This window comes from Burkholderia sp. Bp9090 (assembly GCF_003857985.1).
GTDB lineage: Bacteria > Pseudomonadota > Gammaproteobacteria > Burkholderiales > Burkholderiaceae > Burkholderia.
Genome location: NZ_QTPV01000008.1, coordinates 83,571 through 104,840 on the forward strand (window position 1 = coordinate 83,571; position 21,270 = coordinate 104,840).

Annotated in this window: 17 protein-coding genes, 1 tRNA gene and 1 pseudogene; 9 read left to right on the forward strand and 10 right to left on the reverse strand. The window is 67.9% G+C overall.

Annotation, left to right across the window (positions count from 1 at the left end; genetic code table 11):
* Positions 1-4: 4 nt before the first annotated feature.
* Positions 5-3,103: a transglycosylase domain-containing protein gene (locus DIE16_RS10380; RefSeq protein ID WP_124486904.1), complete on the reverse strand. Its 3,099-nt coding sequence runs from the start codon at positions 3,101-3,103 to the stop codon at positions 5-7.
* 420 nt (positions 3,104-3,523) lie between these two features.
* Here DIE16_RS10380 and DIE16_RS10385 point away from each other — a divergent pair, with 420 nt between their 5' ends.
* On the forward strand, positions 3,524-3,916 hold the full coding sequence (locus DIE16_RS10385; protein WP_124521067.1) for an MAPEG family protein: 393 nt from the start codon (positions 3,524-3,526) through the stop codon (positions 3,914-3,916).
* Positions 3,917-4,141: 225 nt separating this feature from the next.
* Here the strand turns inward: DIE16_RS10385 and DIE16_RS10390 are convergent.
* Together DIE16_RS10390 and DIE16_RS10395 are read right to left on the reverse strand one after the other, a co-directional pair.
* A pseudogene (locus DIE16_RS10390) lies at positions 4,142-4,462 on the reverse strand (LysR substrate-binding domain-containing protein); the annotation flags it as partial.
* Positions 4,461-5,378: a LysR substrate-binding domain-containing protein gene (locus tag DIE16_RS10395; protein WP_124486906.1), complete on the reverse strand. Its 918-nt coding sequence runs from the start codon at positions 5,376-5,378 to the stop codon at positions 4,461-4,463. The gene DIE16_RS10395 and the pseudogene DIE16_RS10390, both read right to left, overlap by 2 nt.
* Positions 5,379-5,577: 199 nt before the next feature.
* On the opposite strand from DIE16_RS10395, the gene DIE16_RS10400 reads away from it, so the two are divergent.
* The 4 genes from DIE16_RS10400 to DIE16_RS10415 all read left to right on the forward strand — a co-directional run bounded on the left by DIE16_RS10400 (position 5,578) and on the right by DIE16_RS10415 (position 10,124).
* Positions 5,578-6,894 (forward strand): MFS transporter, encoded by a 1,317-nt coding sequence (locus DIE16_RS10400; RefSeq protein WP_124892246.1) that lies wholly within the window; start codon positions 5,578-5,580, stop codon positions 6,892-6,894.
* A gap of 28 nt (positions 6,895-6,922) precedes the next feature.
* Positions 6,923-8,395, forward strand: coding sequence for an amidase (locus DIE16_RS10405; protein ID WP_124892247.1), 1,473 nt, complete (start codon positions 6,923-6,925; stop codon positions 8,393-8,395).
* Positions 8,396-8,509: 114 nt separating this feature from the next.
* Entirely contained in the window at positions 8,510-9,712 is a 1,203-nt protein-coding gene (locus DIE16_RS10410) for a porin (protein WP_124570694.1), read from the forward strand.
* A 127-nt stretch (positions 9,713-9,839) separates the two neighbouring features.
* Positions 9,840-10,124, forward strand: a complete 285-nt coding sequence (locus tag DIE16_RS10415) for a PAAR domain-containing protein (protein WP_044844531.1) — start codon at positions 9,840-9,842, stop codon at positions 10,122-10,124.
* 43 nt (positions 10,125-10,167) lie between these two features.
* On the opposite strand, the gene DIE16_RS10420 is transcribed toward DIE16_RS10415, so the two are convergent.
* A complete protein-coding gene (locus tag DIE16_RS10420; RefSeq protein WP_124486910.1) occupies positions 10,168-10,479 on the reverse strand; it encodes a cupin in 312 nt (103 codons plus the stop codon).
* Positions 10,480-10,561: 82 nt separating this feature from the next.
* Positions 10,562-11,245, reverse strand: coding sequence for a DJ-1/PfpI family protein (locus DIE16_RS10425; RefSeq protein WP_124521073.1), 684 nt, complete (start codon positions 11,243-11,245; stop codon positions 10,562-10,564).
* Between the two features lie 116 nt (positions 11,246-11,361).
* Between DIE16_RS10425 and DIE16_RS10430 the strand changes: the two genes are divergently transcribed.
* Positions 11,362-12,330 carry a GlxA family transcriptional regulator gene (locus DIE16_RS10430; protein ID WP_124892248.1) on the forward strand — a complete coding sequence of 323 codons (969 nt, stop codon included), beginning with the start codon at positions 11,362-11,364 and terminating at the stop codon, positions 12,328-12,330.
* Positions 12,331-12,527: 197 nt separating this feature from the next.
* Positions 12,528-13,502 carry a LysR family transcriptional regulator gene (locus tag DIE16_RS10435; RefSeq protein ID WP_044844527.1) on the forward strand — a complete coding sequence of 325 codons (975 nt, stop codon included), beginning with the start codon at positions 12,528-12,530 and terminating at the stop codon, positions 13,500-13,502.
* Positions 13,503-13,612: 110 nt separating this feature from the next.
* Here the strand turns inward: DIE16_RS10435 and DIE16_RS10440 are convergent, their stop codons facing one another.
* From DIE16_RS10440 to DIE16_RS10460, 5 genes are all read right to left on the reverse strand, one after another.
* A complete protein-coding gene (locus tag DIE16_RS10440; RefSeq protein WP_124522792.1) occupies positions 13,613-14,323 on the reverse strand; it encodes a hypothetical protein in 711 nt (236 codons plus the stop codon).
* 417 nt (positions 14,324-14,740) lie between these two features.
* Positions 14,741-14,817, reverse strand: a tRNA-Met gene (locus DIE16_RS10445).
* A gap of 124 nt (positions 14,818-14,941) precedes the next feature.
* On the reverse strand, positions 14,942-16,600 hold the full coding sequence (locus DIE16_RS10450) for an MFS transporter (RefSeq protein ID WP_124486914.1): 1,659 nt from the start codon (positions 16,598-16,600) through the stop codon (positions 14,942-14,944).
* Positions 16,601-16,838: 238 nt separating this feature from the next.
* Positions 16,839-18,392 carry a sensor histidine kinase gene (locus DIE16_RS10455; RefSeq protein ID WP_124486915.1) on the reverse strand — a complete coding sequence of 518 codons (1,554 nt, stop codon included), beginning with the start codon at positions 18,390-18,392 and terminating at the stop codon, positions 16,839-16,841.
* 17 nt (positions 18,393-18,409) lie between these two features.
* Positions 18,410-19,138, reverse strand: coding sequence for a response regulator transcription factor (locus DIE16_RS10460; RefSeq protein ID WP_124486916.1), 729 nt, complete (start codon positions 19,136-19,138; stop codon positions 18,410-18,412).
* Positions 19,139-19,328: 190 nt separating this feature from the next.
* On the opposite strand from DIE16_RS10460, the gene recA reads away from it, so the two are divergent.
* Positions 19,329-20,399: a recombinase RecA gene (gene recA, locus DIE16_RS10465; protein WP_044844523.1), complete on the forward strand. Its 1,071-nt coding sequence runs from the start codon at positions 19,329-19,331 to the stop codon at positions 20,397-20,399.
* Positions 20,399-21,268 (forward strand): recombination regulator RecX, encoded by an 870-nt coding sequence (recX, locus tag DIE16_RS10470; protein WP_124486917.1) that lies wholly within the window; start codon positions 20,399-20,401, stop codon positions 21,266-21,268. Before recA ends, recX begins: the two co-directional genes overlap by 1 nt.
* Positions 21,269-21,270: the final 2 nt, after the last annotated feature.

Below are 21,270 nucleotides of genomic sequence, written 5' to 3' on the forward strand. Positions count from 1 at the left end.
GCCGTCAGGACGGCTCGACCTGCGGCGCCGGCGTTTCCGCCTGCGGCGCGGGGCCCGTCGTGCGCGTGCCGGCCGCGGCCGGGCGTTCGATCAGCGGCGCGAGCGCCGGCGCCATCGACTTCAGCAACTGCACGGCCATCGCGCTCGTGAAGTCGTAGCGCGCCGCGTAAGGCTCGTGCGCGGTCGCCGTCAGCACGCCGAAGAAGCGGTCGCCGAGCACGAACACGAACGTGCCGCTGCGATTGACCTTGCGCGACTCGATCAGCCGCGCGCCGCGCGCGTAGACATTGAAGCGCTGGTCGCCCGTCCCGGTCTTGCCGTAGACCTGCAGCGTCTTGCCGTCGGGCAGCGTGAAGCCGCCCGACAGGCGCCGCGCCGTGCCGTTCAGCACGACGTCGCGCAGCAGCGTGCGCGCCACGTTGACGATCTCCGGCGACAGCATCGGCTGCGGCTGCGCGGCCGCGCGCACGAAGCGCGTTTCGTACGGCGTGCCCTTCGCGAAGTCGAGGCGCGTGATCGTCTCGGTCGGCGCCTTTCGGCCGCCGGTCGCGATCAGGCCGATCAGTTTCGCGAGCGCGTCGGGCTGGTCGCCCGATGCGCCGATCGCGGCCGCGTAGGACGGCGTGACTTCCTCGAACGGGTAGCCGAGCGCGCGCCACGCCTTCGTGATTTCCGCATACGCGCGCAGCTCGACCATGCGGCGGATGCGCCGGTCCTGGGTCGCGTGGTAGCGCGTCTTGTACAGCCACGAGTACGTGTAGAAGCGCGCATCGCGGCTGTCGCGCCGGACCTCGGCGAGCGACGCGTTCGGGTGGGCGCGCAGGTAGTTGAGCGTCCACAGCGCGAGTGGGTGGACGCTCGCGATATAGCCGCGATCGTTGAGGTTGAAGCGGTCGATCGCGTATTTCGCGTAGAGCGCGGCGAGATCGTCGTCCGACAGCGTCGCGGCCGGCGTGCCTTTCAGCTGCGCGCGCATCTGCGCATCGAACCACGCGAGCGATTCGTTCGGCGCGACGCTGCGCAGCACCGTCGCGATCTTCGGCGGCGACTTGCGCACGGTCTGCAGCAGCAGCGCGAGCGCATCGTCGGGCGCCTTGCCCGCATAGCGCGTGTAGTAGCGCTTCACGTAGACCTGGCTTTCGCCGTCGACGAACTGCTCGAGGTAATGCTTGCGCTGCGCCGGATCGTCGAGCCACGACGACGACGGGCCGGCCGCCTGCAGCATCTCGTAATGGACGATGTCGCGCATCAGCCGCACGAACACGAGGTTGACGGAGTGCTCGAACGCCGTATGCAGCGTCAGGATGCGGCCGTTGTCCGATTTCTCGAAGTTCGAGAACACCTGCGCGCCGCCGCCCGTGTAGAACACGTCGGGGCTCGCCGAGTACTTGCGTTCGACCGACGCGTCGAGCATCGCCTGCAGCGAGCGGTCGCGCGTATGCGACAGGTAGTCGAGCGCCCAGTGCGACAGCCCGTCGAGCGGGTCGGGCTTCACTTTCGCGAGTTGCGCGTTCGACAGGTTGCCGTAGCGCGCATGCAGGTCGGAGACGATCTGCAGGTAGGTGATCAGCGTGCGCAGCTTCGCGGTCGAGCCGAGGTTGATGCGGCCGCCGCGGTTCACGTCGAACGGCTGGTTCACGCTGTCGGTCTGCACGCGCAGCATGTTCGCGCCGTTGCGATGCTCGTACAGCGTGAAGCTGTACGTGAGGTGCGACGGGTCGTCCTTCGGCGCGAGCATCTCGAAGCCGTACAGGCCGGCGGCCTGCGCGCCGTCGCGGGTCGACGCCTTCGCGAGCCGTTCGGCGACCGCCTGCTGCACGCCGTTGTCGAGCGTGCTGGTGGCTTCCAGGTCGAGCTGGTCGAGCTGGTACAGGTCGCTGATCCCGAGTGCCGACAGCAGCGACGCGCGCGCGGACGACACGGCCTTGCGCGACACGAACGACTGCACGTGCGCGGCGGCCGGCGGCGCGCTGCGTTCGATCTGCGCGGCAAGCGCCGCATCGCGCAGCGCGGGCGAGATCACGCCGCCGTTCGACAGGAGCCGCAGGTAGCTGTCGGTCAGCTTCTGCAGCGCCGGATAGCCGCGATTCAGGAAGTACGACGGCGCGCGCTGCGCGATGATCAGCGACAGCACTTCGCGGAACGTCTTGCCCTGTTCGTCGACGTTGTCGCCGGTCGTCGGCGCGGACAGGATGCGGTTCACGTCGTTGAAGTCGCGGCCGTACCACGCGGCGAGACCGTCGCCGATGCCGGTGATTTCTCCCACGTGCGGCCGCGCGGCGAGCGGTACCGAGTTCAGGTAGCGCACGACGATCGCGCGGCGCGCGAGCATCGTCTGCGGGCCGTTCATGTAGGCGAGGATCGACGCGGACGCGATCTGCCGCAGCTTCTCCGGCGGCGTCGCGGTGCGGCCGTCCGGCGAATGGCGGAACTTCTCGATTTGCGTCGCGAGCGTGCTGCCACCTGGGCGTGCCTGATGACGGTTGACGACGTGCAGCGCCTGGTCGGCGAGCGCGCGGCCGAAGCGGCCCCAGTCGATCGCCGGGTTGCGGTTCGGCTGGTTCGCGTCGAGCAGGTAGCGATCCTCGATGAACAGCAGCGAATCGGCGACGACGCGCGGCACCGTGTCGAAGTCGGCGTACACGCGTTGCGGGAACACGGTCGCGAACAGCGGCGAGCCGGTCGAGTCGAACAGCATCAGCCCGGCCTGGTCTTTCTCTTCGTAAGGCAGGAACAGGCCGCGATCGGCGAGCGACAGCATCCGTTCCGAATCGCGCGCCTGCTTGCCGATGACGAAGCCGCGCGCGAGCAGATGTTGCTGGAACGCGGGAAGCAGCGAATAGCCGAGGCGCTGGTCGTACGGCCCGTTGACGGGGAAGCGGATGTGATCGCTCGCGCCCGCCTCGACGGTATAGCCGATGTCGCGGGTGAGCTCGGACAGGTAGCGCGCCTGCAGGCGCGACGTCTCGAACTCGGTCATCACGAGCCGGGCGATGATCGCCACCGCGATCACCAGCGCGGCGAGCAAGGACCACTTGATCCACGTCCAGACCGATGCACTCCCGGTCACGCGCGGCAGGATGCGATTCAGCGGCCGATTCATGGCGGCGTCTCCCTGAAGGCGCAGGCTCCGGCCGCACCCCATTAAGGATTAGTGTAGTCCTCCGCAGCGGGCTGCCAAGGGTGGTTCACTACCGAGATGCGTCGGCGCAACGCGCATGCCTGTGACATGCGGGAACCGGCCGGTGGTAGGGTGGCGCGTGTCGCCGTGACGTAACGTTTGCGCGTTCCGCTCGCGTGCCCGCGTGTGTCAACGGCGACGAGGGTGGCCGTGCCGATCGCGCCGATCGTTTTATGCACCGGCCTTGTGCATTGCGAAATCGCGACAAATCGGGTCCGATCGTATTGCCGAAGTCATGGCGCGATGCGCGACGAAGCTACGCGTTTCCGAGATAGCCGGATGCACGGGCCGCAGGTACGATCGCCGGATATGCGGCGCATGTCCGTTTTCGCCGGGGGTGCCATGTCGATTCATCCCGTCGCGCTCGTTTGCACGGCGATCCTGGGGTTGATGCTGTTCGGGCTCGGCCTGGTCGTGTCCGTCACGCGCTTCCGGCGTACCACCAATTCCGGGTGTGCGTCCGATCCGACCGACGGATTGCACAAGATCGTGCGCGCGCATGGCAACACGGCCGAATACGCACCGTTTCTCGCGGTGCTGTTTCTCTATTTCGGCGCACACGACCCATCGCGCGCGATCGTCTCGTTGATCGTCGCGGCAACCGTGTGCCGCTGCCTGCTCGTGATCGGATTGCTCGCATGGCCGACCATGGCGAGGCCGAATCCCCTGCGTTTCATCGGCGCGCTCGGCACGTATCTGTGCGGCGCCGCGCTATGCGTCGCGCTGTTCGTCTGAGCAGGCCGCTGTCGCCATGGCAGCTTCGCGGGATCGTGCCGCCGCACGGCCTCGACGAAGCAGTGGATCAGCTGGTCGCACGCCCGAATCGCGCACCTGCTTGCCGATGACGAAACCGCGCGCGAGCAGCTGCTGCTGGAATGCGGGAAGCATCGAATAACCGAGGCGCTGGTCGTACGGCGACGCCGGCGTTGGTAAAAATGGCGCGTGATTACAGCCTTTCATTCACCTGACGAAATGATCGATCAGGTGATCGATGAAAAGCCGCGCGTTGCGAGGAAAATGGCGCCGGCTCGGGTATACGACGTTCATCTCGAGTTCCTCGAGCCGATAGTCGGCGAGCAGTTCGCGCAGCCGGCCGGCGGCGAGATCCGGTGCGGCGAGGAAGTCCGGCAGCACCGCGATGCCCATGCCGGCGAGCGCCCAGTTGCGGATCAGCCCGATGTTGTTGGGCTCGTGGTGCATCGACGCGATCGTTTCCTCGACGCGGTCGATTTCCTCGATTACGTGCCGGATCTGGGCGAGGTACAGATGACCGGCGTCGCTATCGCCACAGAAGCTTCGCGGGATCGTGCCGCCGCACGGCCTCGACGAAGCAGTGGATCAGGTAGTCGCACGCGACCGTGTTGAGCGCGTCGCGGCGCGTCAGCACGCCGGCCGACACGGTCGGAATCGTCTCCTTCACGTTGATCGTGACCATCCGCTCCCGGATCCAGTCGACTTCCATGAAATGCTTCGGCACGCACGACACGGTGTCGGTGTGCACCGACAGCGAGAACGCCGCGCTGAACGAGGTGCATTCGACGATCGGCTGCGGCGCCCGGTAGCCGTGCGCGACGAACACGTTCTGCAGCAGCCGGCCGATGCTTTCCGGCGACGTGTTCAGCACCCACTGCGCATCCTGCAGCTGCGCGAGCGACGTGCAGTGGCGCAGCGGATTGCTCGCGCGCGTCATCAGGATCAGCTCCGATTCGAGCAGCGGCCGGAACGTGAATTCGGGTGACAGCCGCGTCGCATCGACGATCGCGATCACGAAGTCGAGCGAGCCGTCGCGCAGGCGCGGCAGCGCCGTGTCGAGAAAGCCTTCGCGCACGTCGAGGCGGATCGTCGGCATCCGCTGCCGAAACGCGTCGAGCGCGGCCGGCAGGAAACCGAGCGACATCAGCGGCGTCAGCGCGCACGCGAGCGCGCCTTCCTTGCCGCCTGAAAGCTGGATCACGTCGTCGCGCGCGTGCTGCATCTCCGCGAGGATCAGGCGCGCACGCGCATAGACGGCCTGCCCGAAGCGCGTGAGCTGCGCGCCGCGCGCGTTGCGCGTGACGAGCGGCACGCCGAGGTCCTGCTCGAGTTCGCGGATCGCCTTCGTGAGCGCGGGCTGCGACAGGTGGATCGCGCGCGCGGCGGCGCGCAGGCTGCCGTGTTCGGCGATGGCGGCAAGCGCCCGGAGCTGGTGGTGTTTCACGGCGTGGCAGGGCGCGGCGGCAGTGGCGACCTTCGCATCCTACACCGCGGCGGCGCGCGAAAAGCACGCGATAACCGGGCGTTATCACGATCGGAAAATGTCGCTCCGGGCTGCGTATTTTGAATGCCTAGACTGCATGCGCAGGCCGTCGAACGGGCCGCGCACCAGACCCGCATAACCAGTACGGAGACTCATCTACATGAAGGCGCCCCGAGCGGACAGCATGTTCGGCGGGCATGTCGGCGACGTTGCCGCATCCCCGTCCAATCGCCAGCTGATCGTCGCGATCACGATCGGCAACGGCCTCGAATTCTTCGATCTCACCGTGTTCAGCTTTTTCGCGGTGCTGCTCGGCAAACTGTTCTTTCCGGCCGCGTCCGCGCAGCAGCAATTGCTGATGTCGGTCGCGACGTTCGGCGTCGGCTTCATCGCGCGGCCGGTCGGCGGCGTCGTGATCGGGCTCGTGGCCGACCGCTTCGGCCGCGTGCCGGCGATGAACCTCACGCTCGTCACGATGGCGCTCGGCACCGGGATGATCGGCATTCTGCCGACCTATGCGCAGATCGGCATCGCGGCGCCCGTGCTGGTCGTGCTCGCCAGGCTGCTGCAGGGCTTTTCGGCCGGCGGCGAGGTCGGCGTGTCGACGTCGCTGCTCGCCGAACGCGCGCCGCCCGGCGAGCGCGGCTACTACACGAGCTGGCAGTTCGCGAGCCAGGGCGCCGCGGCGCTGGCCGGCTCGTTCGTCGGCTTCCTGCTGTCGCATTTCCTCGCCCCCGCCGCGCTCGAATCGTGGGGCTGGCGCGTGCCGTTCCTCGCCGGTGTGCTGATCGCGCCGGTCGGCCTGTATCTGCGCGCGCGCTTCAATGCGATCGAGCAGCACGCGCCGGCCGCGGCCGCGCGGCGCTCGTCCGCGGTACTCGGCACCGTGCTGCGGCGCGACGGCGGCGCCGTGCTGACCGCGCTCGGCCTCGTGGTCGGCGGCACCGCGGCGCACTTCATCGTCCTCTATTACATGTCGACGTACGCGATCCGCGTGCTGCACCTGCCGATGGATACCGCGCTGTGGTGCGGAATCCTGTCCGGTGCGGTGATGTTCGTCGCCGCGCCGATCGGCGGACGGCTGTCGGACCGCACCGGCAGCAAGCGCGTCGCACTGTGGACGCGTGTCGCGCTGACCGTGCTGATCCTGCCGGGCTTCTGGCTGATCCGCGCGGTGCCGTCGATCGCGACGATGTACGCGGTCGTGATGCTGCTCGCCGCGCTGCACTCGATCAATGCCGGCGCGAACGGCGTGATCCTCGCGGAGCTGTTTCCGAAGAGCACGCGGGCGACCGCGCTGTCGATCGCGTATGCGGGCGGCGTGTCGATCTTCGGCGGCTTCGCGCAGTTCATCGTCACCTGGCTGATCGGGGCAACCGGCAATCCGGCCGCGCCGGCGTGGTACGTGATCGTCTGCGGCGTGCTGTCGCTCGTCGCGCTCGCGTTTGCGTCCGATCGAAGCGATCAGGATGACTGACCGATCTTCCTTTTCTTCCATTCGCCCCATGACCACCACCGTTTCGTTTTCGTCGTCGCCGGCCGACGTCGCCGCCGGCGACCTGTGCGACCTGCCCGCACGCACCATGCTCGATCTGCTGAAGGCGCGGCAGATCAGCGCGTGCGACCTGCTCGATGCGCATCTCGCGCGCATCGCGACGGTCAACCCGCGCGTGAACGCGCTCGTCACTGTCGTCGATCCCGATGCGCTGCGTGCCCGCGCACGCGAGATCGACGCACGCTGGGCGCGCGGCGAATGGTTGGGGCCGCTGCACGGGCTGCCGGTGTCGCAGAAGGACCTGACCGCGACGCGCGGCGTGCGCACGACCTTCGGCTCGCCGCTGTTCGCCGATCACGTGCCGCGGCACGACGCGCTGATCGTGCGCCGCTGCGCGAGTGCCGGCGCGCTGATGATCGGCAAGTCGAACACGCCGGAATTCGGCGCCGGCTCGCATACGTTCAACGCGGTGTTCGGCGCGACCCGCAACCCGTGGGACCTGACGCGTTCCGCGGGCGGCAGCAGCGGCGGCGCTGCCGCGGCGCTCGCCTGCGGGATGAATCCGCTCGCGTGCGGCAGCGACATGGGCGGCTCGCTGCGCAACCCGGCCGCGTGGAACAGCGTGGTCGGGCTGCGGCCGTCGCCGGGCCGCGTGCCGCGCGCGCCGGACCTGAACGGCTGGGCGACGCTCGGCGTCGACGGGCCGATGGCGCGCGACGTCGCCGACACCGCGCTGCTGCTGTCCGCGATCGCCGGGCCGAGCGGCGAAACCGCGACTGAAATCGCGGAGCCGGGCGCGCGCTTCGCGCAGCCGCTCGAACGCGATTTCCGCGGCACGCGCATCGCGATGTCGCGCGGCTTGCCCGGCGTGCCGATCGATCCGGAGATCCGGCGCGCCGTCGATGCGCAGGCGCGCGTGTTTGCGTCGCTCGGCTGCGAAGTCGAATTCGACGATCCCGATCTTTCGGATGCCGAAGAAGTATTCCGCATCGAGCGTGCCTGGATGATCGGCACGCTGGTCGACGGCTTCGACGAACGGCAGCGTGCCGCGCTGAAGCCCGAACTCCTCGACGAATACCGGCTGCATCGGTCGCTCTCGGCCGCGGATCTCGGCCGCATGTTCGTGCGCAAGACACGGCTGTTCGACCGGATGCGTGCGTTCATGCAGCGCTATGCGTTCTACCTGCTGCCGACGACGCAGGTGATGCCGTTCGACGCCGCGCTGCGCGTGCCCGCCGATGTGCGCGGTATCGCGAACACGACCTACATCGACTGGATGCGCGTGTGCTGGCTGCTGTCGTCGACCGAGGCGCCGATCCTGTCCGTGCCGTGCGGTTTCTCCGCGACCGGCTTGCCGATCGGCATGCAGATCGTCGGCCGCTACCGCGACGACTGGGGCGTGCTCCAGTTCGGCCATGCGTACGAAGTCGCGGCCGGCCGTCGCCGGACGCTGCCGCCCGTCGTCGCCGACGCGCTGCGCTGACCACTTTTCCCGGCTGATAGCGGACCGTTCCGGTCCGTGCCGGCAGGCCGCGCGCCTGCGGGGGGCGCGCACGCCAGCGTTTGGCCATTCGACCCGCGCAATGGAGATCTCTCGATGAAACAACGGCTGTTGGCAGGCGCGGGCGTCGCGCTGATCGCGGGTGCGGCGCACGCACAGAGCAGCGTCACGCTGTACGGCATTATCGATGAAGGGCTGACTTACTCGAGCAACGTCGCGGTGACCGGCGCGAACGGCGTGGCAAGCGGCAAGCCCGCGCTGCGGATGCTCGGCGGCGTGCAGCAGGCGAGCCGCTGGGGGCTGCGTGGCAGCGAGGATCTCGGCGGCGGGCTGAAGGCCGTCTTCACGCTCGAGAACGGGTTCGATCCGAGCACCGGCAAGCTCGGGCAGGGCGGGCTGATCTTCGGCAAGAAGGCGTTCGTCGGGCTGTCGGGACCGCTCGGCACCGTCACGCTCGGGCGGCAGTACGACACCAACGTCGACTTCCTCGGCCCGCTCGAGGCCGCTGCGCTGTTCGGCGGCTACATGGTCGCGCACCCCGGCGACCTCGACAACGTGAACAACGCGAACTCGACCAACGACGCGATCAAGTTCACCAGCAACGACTACGGCGGGTTGCGCGTCGCCGCGATGTACGGGGTCGGCGGCGTGGCGGGCGCGACGACGCGCAACCAGGTGTGGTCGGCCACGGCCGGCTACACGCGCGGGCCGCTCGCGGTGGCGGCCGGCTACCTGAATGCGCGCAATCCGAACGTGTCGTTCTTCGGCACGACCGGCAGCCCCGCGCCGACCGTGGGCGGCGTGCCGGGCAACAACATGCTGTCGCCGGTGTATTCGGGCTATGCGTCGGCGCGCACGTTGCAGGTCGTTGCGCTCGGCGGCACCTATGCGATCGGCGCGGTGACGCTCGGCGCGATGTACACGAACACGTCGTTTCGCCAGCTCGGCGATCTGTCGTCCGGCCCGAATCCGGGTGGCGTGTCCGGCAACGCGGTGTTCAACGACGCCGAGGCGAGCGTGCGCTATCAGTTCACGCCTTACCTGTTCGGCGGCGTGGCGTACGACTACACGCGCGGCGGCGGCGTGGACGGCCGCGACGGCGCGACGTATCACCAGGTTGCCGCGGGGCTCGACTATTTCCTGTCGAAGCGCACCGACGTCTACGTGAGCGCCGTGTTCCAGCGTGCGTCGGGCACCGACTCGACCGGGCATGCGGCGGTCGCGGCGATCAACGGCCCCGGCGCCTCCGCGAACGACCGGCAGTTCCAGGCGCGGATCGGCATGCGCCACAAGTTCTGATCAGGGAGACGGCGAGCGGCTGCGCGGTGATATCCTCGCGAAACGCCCGCGACCGACGGGCGGATACCGACTGCCCGCACGCGGCCCGACGCCGCGCTGCGCGGCGTTTCCGAGGGAGAGCCGAACCATGAGCCGCAAATTCATTCTGAAGGGCGACACGACCGATCACGGCGGCGTCGTGCTCGACGGGATCGCCAATTCGTCGTTCGACGGCCGCGAGCTTGCCTATCTCGGCGCGCCGGTGTTCTGCGCCGCGTGCAAGACCCAGGGGGTGATCGTCTCCGATGGCGGCGAGCGGACGATGACCGTGATGGGCAAGGTCGTCGCGCTCGAACACGACCTGTGCCAGTGCCTGTGCGCGCCGCAGCCGAAGCTGATCCCGTCGCAGGGGACGGGCACCATCTCGGGCTGATGCCCGTCGACTCCGTGCGACGCGCGCGGCGCGCCGCCCGTCGTCAGACGCTGCCTGCGGTCTCGATCACCAGAATGCGCGCTTCTCCGAGCGGATGCGCGACGTGTTCGGTGCCGACCGTCGCATGAAAGACGTCTCCCGTTTCGAGCACCGTCGCGTGCTCGATGCCTGCTTCGCGGTAACGCATCTCGACGCGGCCGTCGAGCACCGCAAAGACTTCCTCGCCGTCGTTCACGTGCCACCGGTACGGCTGATCGGTCCAGTGCAGGCGGACCGTGATGCCGTTCAGGTTCGCGATGTCCAGCGCGCCCCATGCGCGCTGTGCGGTGAAGGCGGTGCTGCGGATGATGTTCATCGGTAGGTCCGGTCCGTGAATGTGAAGGCTGCGGAGCGCGGGCAGGCTGCACGTCCGCGCGCCGGTTTCCGTGTACCGGGGATCAGCGCGACATCGCGCGCAAGGCCGCGTCGATCGTCTGCTTCCGCTTCTCGAGCCCCGCAGCCGAACGCTCGGTCACGCGCTTCAGGACCGATGCCGGCGCGGTATCCGGCGAGCCTGCATCGAACGGCGGCGCGGGCGCATATTCGAGCGCGAGCTGGATCGCCTGCGCCTCTTCGTCGCCGACCAGTTCGGCGGTGATCGTCAACGCGAAGTCGATGCCGGCCGTCACGCCGCCGCCGGTGATCAGGTTGCCGTCGCGCACCACGCGTTCGCGCACGGGCACCGCACCGAGCGGCGCGAGCAGCGCATGAAACGCCCAGTGCGTCGTCGCGCGGCGGCCGCGCAGCAGGCCGGCCACGCCGAGCAGCAGCGCGCCCGTGCAGACCGACGTCACGTAGCGCGCGGCGGCCGCGCGCTGCTGCACGAACGCGATCGTTTCGGCATCGAGCAGCAGCTCGTTGATCCCGATTCCGCCGGGCACGCACATGACGTCGAGCGGCGGGCAGTCGTCGAACGTGCAGGTCGGCGCGAGCGCGAGGCCGCTGCTCGACGCGACGGTGTCGCGCGATTTCCAGACCAGATGAACCGCCGCGTCGGGCAGCGATGCGAGCACGTCGTGCGGGCCGGTGAGATCGAGTTGCTGGACACCCGGAAACACGAGAAAGCCGATATGCAGGGTCATGCGAACACTCCGAAGGGAAGGGGCGGCGCCGCGGCCGGCGCACGATGGACAGATCGATTCTAGGCGCGTAGTGTTTGGCGAAATTGCCAGATCGCCCACGTTTTCAGCCAATCGCCATGCCAGCCGCTCCGCGCTCGATCCTGATCCTCGCGTTCCCCCGTGCGCAGTTGCTCGACGTGACCGGGCCGCTGCAGGTGTTCGCCTCCGTCAACGAACTCGCGCAGGAGCGCGGCCGGCCCGCGCCGTATGCGCCGCGCGTCGTGGCCGCCGAGGCGGGGCCGGTCGAGACGTCGTCGGGGCTCGTCGTGATGGCCGATTCGCTGCGCTCGGCCGGGCGGCCCGACACGGTGATCGTGGCCGGCGGCAAGGGCGTGCTGGCCGCGTCGCGCGATGCGCGCACGGTGCGCTGGGTCCGGCAGCAGGCGCAGCGCGCGCGACGTGTCGCGTCGGTCTGCACCGGTGCGTTCCTGCTCGCCGAGGCCGGCCTGCTCGACGGGCGGCGCGCGGTCACGCACTGGGCGCGCTGCGACGAATTCGCCGCGCGCTATCCGAACGTGCGCGTCGAGCCCGATCCGATCTTCATCCGCGAAGGCGCGCTGTGGACGTCGGCCGGCGTGACGGCCGGCATCGATCTCGCGCTCGCGCTGGTCGAGGAGGATCTCGGGCGGGCGGTCGCGCTCGATGCCGCGCGCGAACTCGTCGTGTTCCTGAAGCGGCCGGGCGGGCAGGCGCAGTTCAGCGCGATGCTGTCGATGCAGCGCACCGACGACCGTTTCGGCGAACTGCATGCGTGGATCGCCGAGCACCTGACGGCCGACCTGTCGGTGCCGGCGCTCGCCGAGCGCGTCAGCATGAGCGAACGCAGCTTCGTGCGGCACTACCGCGCGGGGACCGGCCGCACGCCCGCGCGCGCGGTCGAACAGATTCGCGTCGAGGCCGCGCAGCGCTTGCTCGGCGAAACCGCGTGGCCCGTCAAACGGATCGCCACGCGGTGCGGCTTCGGTTCGGAAGAGACGCTGCGGCGCAGTTTCGTGCGCGTGCTCGGCGTGTCGCCGCAGGGCTATCGCGAGCGGTTCGTGCGATAACGTGCCGGTGCGCGGCGAGCATGCCGCGCGTGGCAACCGGGGACGGAGCCGTCGACGTTCGGAACTGCGCGAATCGCGATCACTTTCCAGTCCGAAACGCTGCGACTATTCGGGCGAGGAGAACAATGGGCGGGGGCTTGTGCCGCGCGCGTTGCGCGCTTTATTCTGTTCCGTTGGCGATTCGAAGGGGGCGCAGCATGGACCGCATCCAGGCAATGGAAGTTTTCACCCGCGTGGTCGACGCGAACAGCTTCACGCGCGCGGCCGACACGCTCGCGATGCCGCGCGCGTCGGTCACGACCATCATCCAGAATCTCGAGGCGCTGCTCGGCGTGCGCCTGATGCACCGGACGACGCGCCGGCTGTCGCTGACGCCGGAGGGCGCCGCGTATTACGAGCACTGCGTGAAGATCATCTCGGAGATCGCGGAAGCCGACGCGAGTTTCCAGACCGGCAACCGCAAGCCGAGCGGCGTGCTGCGCGTCCACATGCCGAGTTCGCTCGGGCGGCGCGTCGTGCTGCCGGCGCTGTCGATCTTCCGGCAGCGCTATCCGGACATCACGCTCGACCTCGGCCTGGCGGACCGCTACGTGGATCCGGTCGAGGAGGGTATCGACTGCATGATCCGGGTCGGGCCGCTAGAAGATTCGTCGATGGTCGCGCGGCGGATCGGCATGCTCAAGCGTGTGACCTGCGCGTCGCCCGACTATCTCGCGCGTCACGGCGAGCCGCAGGAGATCGCCGACCTGGCGGACCATCATGCGGTGAATTTCCGCGCGAGCCACGGCGCGCGGGCGATTCCGTGGGTGTTCATGATCGAGGGCAAGCCGGTCGAGGTGCGGATGAACGGCAGTGTCACCGTGAACGATTCGGATGCGTACGTGACGTGCGGGGTCGAAGGGTTCGGGATGATCCAGCCGACGCTGTTCATGGTGCTGCCGAACCTGCGCGACGGCACGCTGGTCGAGGTGCTGCCCGATTGCAATCCGAAGCCCAAGCCGATCTCGATCGTGTATCCGCACAACCGGCATCTGTCGCAGAAGGTTCGCGTGTTCGCGGACTGGATCGCGGAGCTGTTCGAGTCGACGCCGGCGCTGGAGGGCGGCGAGAACTGGCGGGGGAAGGTGCGGGCGGAGGTGCCCGACGCCCAGCGCGGGGCGGTGGTCGCTTAGGGCGGCGGTACGCTGCCGGGCGTTGACGATGAAGATGAGTGAGGTCGTGAACGCCTCGTCTCGTCTTCATCGGTCGTCAGGCTGGTGAGCCGTGCCGCGCAATGGTGCGTCTACCAGCGGATCGCGTACGGATTGTCGCCGAGCGCCCAGTGTCCGTTGTCGTCCCGTTCGATGAGAATCCCCTTGTGCGCCCAGCCATCCTTTTCGGGGTAGAACGACAGGGAGTCCATGAGGTCCGGGTCTGCCAGCCACGGCGTGGCATGCTGATCCGGTTTCCACAGGAAGTTGACCCACGAAACCAGGTGCGGATTGTCGTCGAACGGATTCTTCATCGGCTCGATGAATTTCTCGACGCCGCCGTAGGTCACGTGCGCGCAGAACAAATTGATCATGTACAGGACACTCCCGCCGGGAGCGGACGCGTCCTTGCTCTCGAATTCCCTGTACCGATAGAACGCCTTGCCGGCCGGCGTGAGCTCGATATGGCTCAGCGGGACATTCGTGTCATGCGGCTCGTAGTCCGGATTTCTGATCGTCGGCTTGCCCCGGCCCGCGTTGAATTTCACGGTAATCAGGCCACGGTTGATCAACGCCTGCACGTCCTTTCTCACCACACCGTCGACTCTCAGCAATTCCTTCGCGTTCACGTCCGCGGGTAGTTCGGCGCCGGCCAGGCCGACGCAGGCGTCCGTTGGCGCGGTGTTCTTGTCCGCGAGCGCGACTTTCAGGATGTCGTCGATCGTGCGCTTGTCCAGATCGTCTCGCGTCGTCATGAAGCGCGCGCCGAAAAATGCGGCGACCGCGATCGCGACGCCCGCCACCAGCCACGGTTTTCGCGTACGTCGAACGGACTGGTCGTGCTTCGATTCGTTGTGTTCAGTCATGGGATTGTTGTTATCTGTGTTGCCGACCGGATCCGATTGCCTCGGTTCGAATCAAATCGGGATGGCCGCGAGCCCGTCGGTGCTCGGCGTTCGAACCGCACTGTAACGCACGTAGTCGACGACGATGATTCGCGAGGCCGAACGGATGGGCCCGGCGTGATGAATGGCGCTGGATTTCGGTTGGCAGGAGGAGGACGGAGGTCGCTCGTGCCTATGCGCGACTCGGGCGAACCGGATGCTGGATGTCGCGTGCGTGGCGCCGCGTGGTCGGCTGGAGGGCGATGGATGCCGCGCGCGGATCGCGGAGCAATGAAAAAAGCCGCTGATCCTTGCGGAACAGCGGCTTTTCGCATTTGGTGGCGAATCAGGGACTCGAACCCCGGACCTGCGGATTATGATTCCGTCGCTCTAACCGACTGAGCTAATTCGCCGAAGACTTGAATTATGCTGATGTGCCGCCGGGCTGTCAACACCTTTTTTCGTCTTCCCTGAAAAAAGTTGCCGGCGGCCCGTTCGGGCAGTGTAGCGGGCGGGGTGGCCGCCCGCTACCCGACCTCAATCCTGCGCGTAGATATTGGAGTCCTTCGTCTCCTTGACGAACAGCACACCGATCACGAACGTGGCCAGCGCGATCACGATCGGATACCAGAGCCCCGAGTAGATGTTGCCCTTCGCCGCGACGATCGCGAATGCGGTCGCCGGCAGGAAGCCGCCGAACCAGCCGTTGCCGATGTGATACGGCAGCGACATCGACGTATAGCGGATCCGCGTCGGGAACATCTCGACCAGCATCGCCGCGATCGGGCCGTAGACCATCGTCACGTAGATCACGAGGATCGTCAGGATCACGATCGTCATCGGCCAGTTGAGCTGCGCCGGGTCGGCCTTGGCCGGGTAGCCGGCCGCCTTCAGCGTCGACGCGAGCGTCTTGTCGAACGCCGCGCCTTGCGCCTTCGCGTCGGCCGCCTTGCCGTCATACGCGGGGATCACCGTATCGCCGACCTTGATCTGCGCGGTCGTGCCAGCCGGTGCCGCGACGTTCTCGTAGTTCAGGCCGGCCTTCGCGAGCGCGCTCTTCGCGATGTCGCACGAGTTCGTGAACTTCGACGTGCCCACCGGGTTGAACTGGAACGAGCAGGCGGCCGGATCGGCGAGGACCGTGATCGGCGCCTTCTGCGTCGCGAGTTCGAGTTGCGGGTTCGCGTAGTGCGTAAGCGCCTTGAACAGCGGGAAGTAGGTGAGCGCCGCGATCAGGCAGCCCGCGAGGATGATCGGCTTGCGGCCGATCTTGTCCGACAGCGAGCCGAAGAACAGGAAGAACGGCGTGCCGATCAGGAGGGCGATCGCGATCAGGATGTTCGCGCTGGCGCCGTCGACCTTCAGCGTCTGCGTGAGGAAGAACAGCGCGTAGAACTGGCCCGTGTACCACACGACGGCCTGGCCGGCGGTCAGGCCGACGAGCGCGAGGATCACGAGCTTCAGGTTCTTCCACTGGCCGAACGCTTCGGTCAGCGGCGCCTTCGACGTCTTGCCTTCCGCCTTGATGCGCAGGAACACCGGCGATTCGTTCAGCTGCAGCCGGATCCACACCGACACCGCGAGCAGCGCGATCGATGCGACGAACGGCACGCGCCAGCCCCAGCTGCCGAACGCTTCCTCGCCGATGAAGGTGCGCACGCCGAGGATCACGAGCAGCGACAGGAACAGGCCGAGCGTCGCGGTCGTCTGGATCCACGCGGTGTAGAAGCCGCGGCGGTTCGCCGGCGCATGCTCGGCGACGTAGGTCGCCGCGCCGCCGTACTCGCCGCCGAGCGCGAGGCCCTGCAGCAGCCGCATCGCGATGAAGATCACCGGCGCCGCGATGCCGATCGATGCGTAGCCGGGCAGGAAGCCGACCACGAAGGTCGAGATGCCCATGATCACGATCGTCACGAGGAACGTGTGCTTGCGGCCGACGAGGTCGCCGAGCCGGCCGAACACGATCGCGCCGAACGGACGCACGGCGAACCCGGCCGCGAAGCCGAGCAGCGTGAAGATGAATGCCGCGGTCGGATTGACTCCGGAGAAGAAGCTCTTGCTGATGTAGGCCGCGAGTGAGCCGGCCAGGTAAAAGTCGTACCACTCGAACACGGTGCCGAGCGACGACGCGAAGATCACCTTCTTCTCTTCGCCCGTCATCGGCGAGTGCGAAATTTGCCCGCCTAACGTTGCCATGAATCGTCTCCAAGTCCCTTGATATAGATGTGTGGCCGCCTTGGGTGGGCGGGCCTGTCGACGATTATTGGCACGGAAACTTACGGCGCACTGACTCGCGGGCGCAAAACGACTGCACGTTAACCCGCGCCGAATCGGCCGTTTCGTGCCCCCATCGTGTCGCGGCAGGGCGGTAAAACGCCGGTTTCGATGCGATCGAGGCGCGTATGCGGCGGTATGCGGTTCGGATCCGCCCGTATCAGGATCGATCCGCGGCGGTGTCCGACAACGGCAGGCTGACGCGCACGAGCGTGCCAGCGAGGCGCGGTGCGCTCTGATAGACGTGATCGTCGAGCGTCAGCGTGCCGCCGTGCTGCGCGGCGATCTCGCGCACGATCGCGAGCCCGAGGCCGCTGCCGTCGCCTTCGCGGCCGAGGATCCGGTAGAAGCGCTCGACCACGCGCTCGCGTTCGCCGGCCGGGATGCCGGGGCCCGTATCCTCCACTTCGAGATGCACGCGCCGCGCCGCAGGCTCGGCCCGCACGCGCACCGTGATGCGGCCGCCTTCGGGCGTGTAGCGGATCGCGTTGTCGACCAGGTTGCCGAGCATCTCGCGCAGCATCACGGGATTGCCGTCGACGTCGAGCGGCGTGTCGTCCTCCGGGCCTTCGTAGCCGAGGTCCATGCGCTTCGCGAGCGCGGCCTGCACCCAGTCGCGCACCGTGCGGCGCGCGAGCGCCCCGATCTCGACCGGCTCGAAGGTCAGCCCGCTCGCGCGGTTCTCGGCGCGCGCGAGCGCGAGCAACTGTGTGACGAGCCGGGCGGCCTGCTCGGAGCTCGTCGCGATCTGCTCGAGCGAACGTTGGACGTCGGGCGGCACGGGATGGCGCAACGCGAACTCGGCCTGCGTGCGCAGCCCCGCGAGCGGCGTCTTCATCTGGTGCGCGGCGTCGGCGATGAAGCGCTTCTGCAGCGCCATGTTCTGTTCGAGGCGCGCGAGCAGGTCGTTGAACGACGTGACGAGCGGCTCGATCTCGGGCGGCGCGCGCTGCGCCTCGACGGGCGACAGGTCGTCGGGCCGCCGCGCGCGGATGTGCGCCTGCAGCGCGTTGAGCGGCGCGAGCCCGCGCGACAGCCCGAACCACACGAGCAGGATCGCGAGCGGCAGGATCACGAATTGCGGCAGGATCACGCCCTTGATGATGTCGTTCGCGAGCGCGTTGCGCTTGTCGAGCGTCTCGCCGACCTGCACGAGCACGGGCTGCGTGCTGCTCGACTCCGGCAGCGCGACGGTCGTATACGCGACGCGCACGTCGTTGCCGCGCAGCAGGTCGTCGCGGAACACGACGACGCCCGGCGGCGGGCGGTCCTCGTCGCGCGGCAGCGGCATGTCGGCCTCGCCCGCGACCAGCTCGCCGCGCGTGCCGAGCACCTGGAAGTAAACGCTGTCGACGTTGTCCGCGCGCAGGAAGTCGCGCGTCTGCTGCGGCAGCGTCAGCTCGGCGACGCCGTTGACCGGATGGATCTGCCGCGCGAGCACGTACGCGTTGGTCTCGAGCGCGCGGTCGAACGGGCCGTTCGCGATCGTTTTCGCGACGAGATAGGTGACGGCGATGCTCATCGGCCACAGCAGCAGGAGCGGCGCGAGCATCCAGTCGAGGATTTCGCCGAACAGCGAGCGCGGGCGCGCGGCCTCGGGCGTATCGGTTTCGTCGGGCGGCGCGAACGGGTTCTCGTAGCGCGCGTCGCGCACGGCGTCGGCGGCGGACGATGGCTCGCCGGTCGGATGGCGGGAATGGGCCGGCGTGGCCATCGCGGCGACGGCCGGGTTCAGCGCAGCGGCGTGCCGGCCGCCGCGGGCTGGGGCGCGGCCGGGTCGGCTGGCGCCGCGGGCGCGACTTTCTCGAGGCAGTAGCCGAGGCCGCGCACGGTGGAAATCCGCACGCCGCTCGGCTCGATCTTCTTGCGCAGCCGGTGCACGTACACTTCGATCGCGTTGTTGCTGACTTCCTCGCCCCATTCGCACAGATGGTCGACGAGCTGCTCCTTCGACACGAGCCGGCCGATGCGCTGCAGCAGCACCTCGAGCAGTCCGAGTTCGCGCGCGGACAGATCGAGCACGCGTTCGTTCGCATACGCGATGCGGCCGACCTGGTCGAACGCGAGCGAGCCGTGGCGCACGACGGTCGGGCCGCCGCCCGCGCCGCGCCGGGTCAGCGCGCGCACGCGCGCCTCGAGCTCGTTGAGCGCGAACGGCTTGGCCATGTAGTCGTCCGCGCCGAGGTCGAGCCCCTTCACGCGCTCGTCGACGCTGTCGGCGGCGGTCAGGATCAGCACGGGGAGGTTGGAATTGCGCGCGCGCAGGCGCTTCAGCACGTCGAGCCCGGACATCTTGGGCAGCCCGAGATCGAGGATCAGCAGGTCGAAGGACTGCATCGACAGCGCGGTATCGGCCTCGATGCCGTTCTTCACGTGGTCGACCGCATAGCCCGATTGGCGGAGTGACCGGGTGAGGCCGTCCGCGAGTATGCTGTCGTCTTCGGCGATGAGAATTCGCATGTTGCTGACCGATGGCCGGCGGGGCGTGCGCGCCGGCGCGGCTGTCTCCGAAGTTATCCGTGTACAACGCAGCCTGCATTGCGGGCTTGCATAAAACACTGTTTTTTTATACAGTGTCTGCATTCGTGGGCAGCGCTTGAAAGCGGGCGCGCCTCTGACAGACGCTGCTCATCATAGCAAAGGACGATTCATGGAAGATAGCAAGAAGGGCTCCGGGATGACCGCCGAGAAGAGCAAGGCGCTGGCGGCCGCACTCGCGCAGATCGAGAAGCAGTTCGGCAAAGGGTCGATCATGCGGATGGGCGACGGCGAAGCGGCCGAAGACATCCAGGTCGTCTCCACGGGCTCGCTGGGTCTCGATATCGCGCTCGGCGTCGGCGGTCTGCCGCGCGGCCGGGTGGTCGAGATCTACGGTCCGGAATCGTCGGGTAAAACCACGCTCACGCTGCAGGTCATCGCCGAGCTGCAGAAGCTGGGCGGCACCGCAGCGTTCATCGACGCCGAGCACGCGCTCGACGTCCAATATGCAGCGAAGCTCGGCGTGAACGTGCCGGAGCTGCTGATCTCGCAGCCGGACACCGGCGAGCAGGCGCTCGAAATCACCGACGCGCTGGTGCGCTCGGGCTCGATCGACATGATCGTCATCGACTCGGTCGCGGCGCTCGTGCCGAAGGCGGAAATCGAAGGCGAGATGGGCGATTCGCTGCCGGGCCTGCAGGCTCGCCTGATGTCGCAGGCGCTGCGCAAGCTGACCGGCACGATCAAGCGCACGAACTGCCTCGTGATCTTCATCAACCAGATCCGGATGAAGATCGGCGTGATGTTCGGCAACCCGGAAACCACGACGGGCGGCAACGCGCTGAAGTTCTACTCGTCGGTGCGTCTGGATATCCGCCGGATCGGCTCGATCAAGAAGAACGACGAGGTGATCGGCAACGAAACCCGCGTGAAGGTCGTCAAGAACAAGGTGTCGCCGCCGTTCCGCGAAGCGATCTTCGACATCCTGTACGGCGAAGGCATTTCGCGCCAGGGCGAGATCATCGATCTCGGCGTGCAGGCGAAGATCGTCGACAAGGCCGGCGCCTGGTACAGCTACAACGGCGAGAAGATCGGCCAGGGCAAGGACAACGCGCGTGAATTCCTGCGCGAGAACCCGGAAATCGCCCGCGAGATCGAAAACCGCATTCGCGAGTCGCTCGGCGTTGCCGCGATGCCCGATGGCGTAGTCGACGAAGCCGAGGCGATGGACGAAGAAGAGTGATGGTCGGGCGCCGAGGTCACGCTGGCGAACCGGACCCGAGCGACGCGCCCGACACGGCGGGCCGCTCCGGCCGGCGAGCCGCGTCCTCGGGTGCCGACCGGCGGGGCGCGGGCAGTCAGTCCGCGCACCGCACCGCGACGAGGGCATCCGACGATGCCCTCGTTTCGTTTGAGATCACCGCACCGGTCGATCCGTTCGACGACGACGAATCGTTCGACGCGCACGACCGGTCGCGCCGTCGCGTGTCCGGTGTCGGTTTCCCGGGCGAGCGCGCAGCCGATGCGGCGGCGTCGGTCAAGGAAGATGTGTATACGCGCAGCAGCCAGCATCCGCGTCGCACACGCCGTGCGGCCGGCGGTTCAGGCAGCGCTGCTTCCGGCGACGAGGCCGGCGCCACCGGGCGCAAGTCGTCGAAACCGCCACGTTCGCTGAAGGGCCGCGCACTCGGCTATCTGTCACGGCGCGAATACAGCCGCGCCGAACTCGCGCGCAAGCTCGCGCCGTACGTCGGCGAGGACGAATCGGTCGAGCCGGTGCTCGATGCGCTGGAACAGGAAGGCTGGCTGTCCGATGCACGCTTTGCCGAGAGCCTCGTGCATCGCCGCGCATCGCGCGTCGGCGTCGCACGCATCGTCAGCGAACTGAAGCGCCATGCGGTCGGCGACAACCTCGTCGAGGAAGTGAATGCGCAGTTGCGCGAGACCGAGTGGACCCGCGCGCAGGCCGTCTGGCGCAAGAAATTCGGTGCACTGCCGCAAACGCCCGCCGAGCGCGCGAAGCAGGCGCGCTTCCTTGCCGCGCGCGGCTTTTCGAGCGCGACCATCGTGAAGTTGCTGAAGGTCGGCGACGATTTCCCGATCGACGACTGACC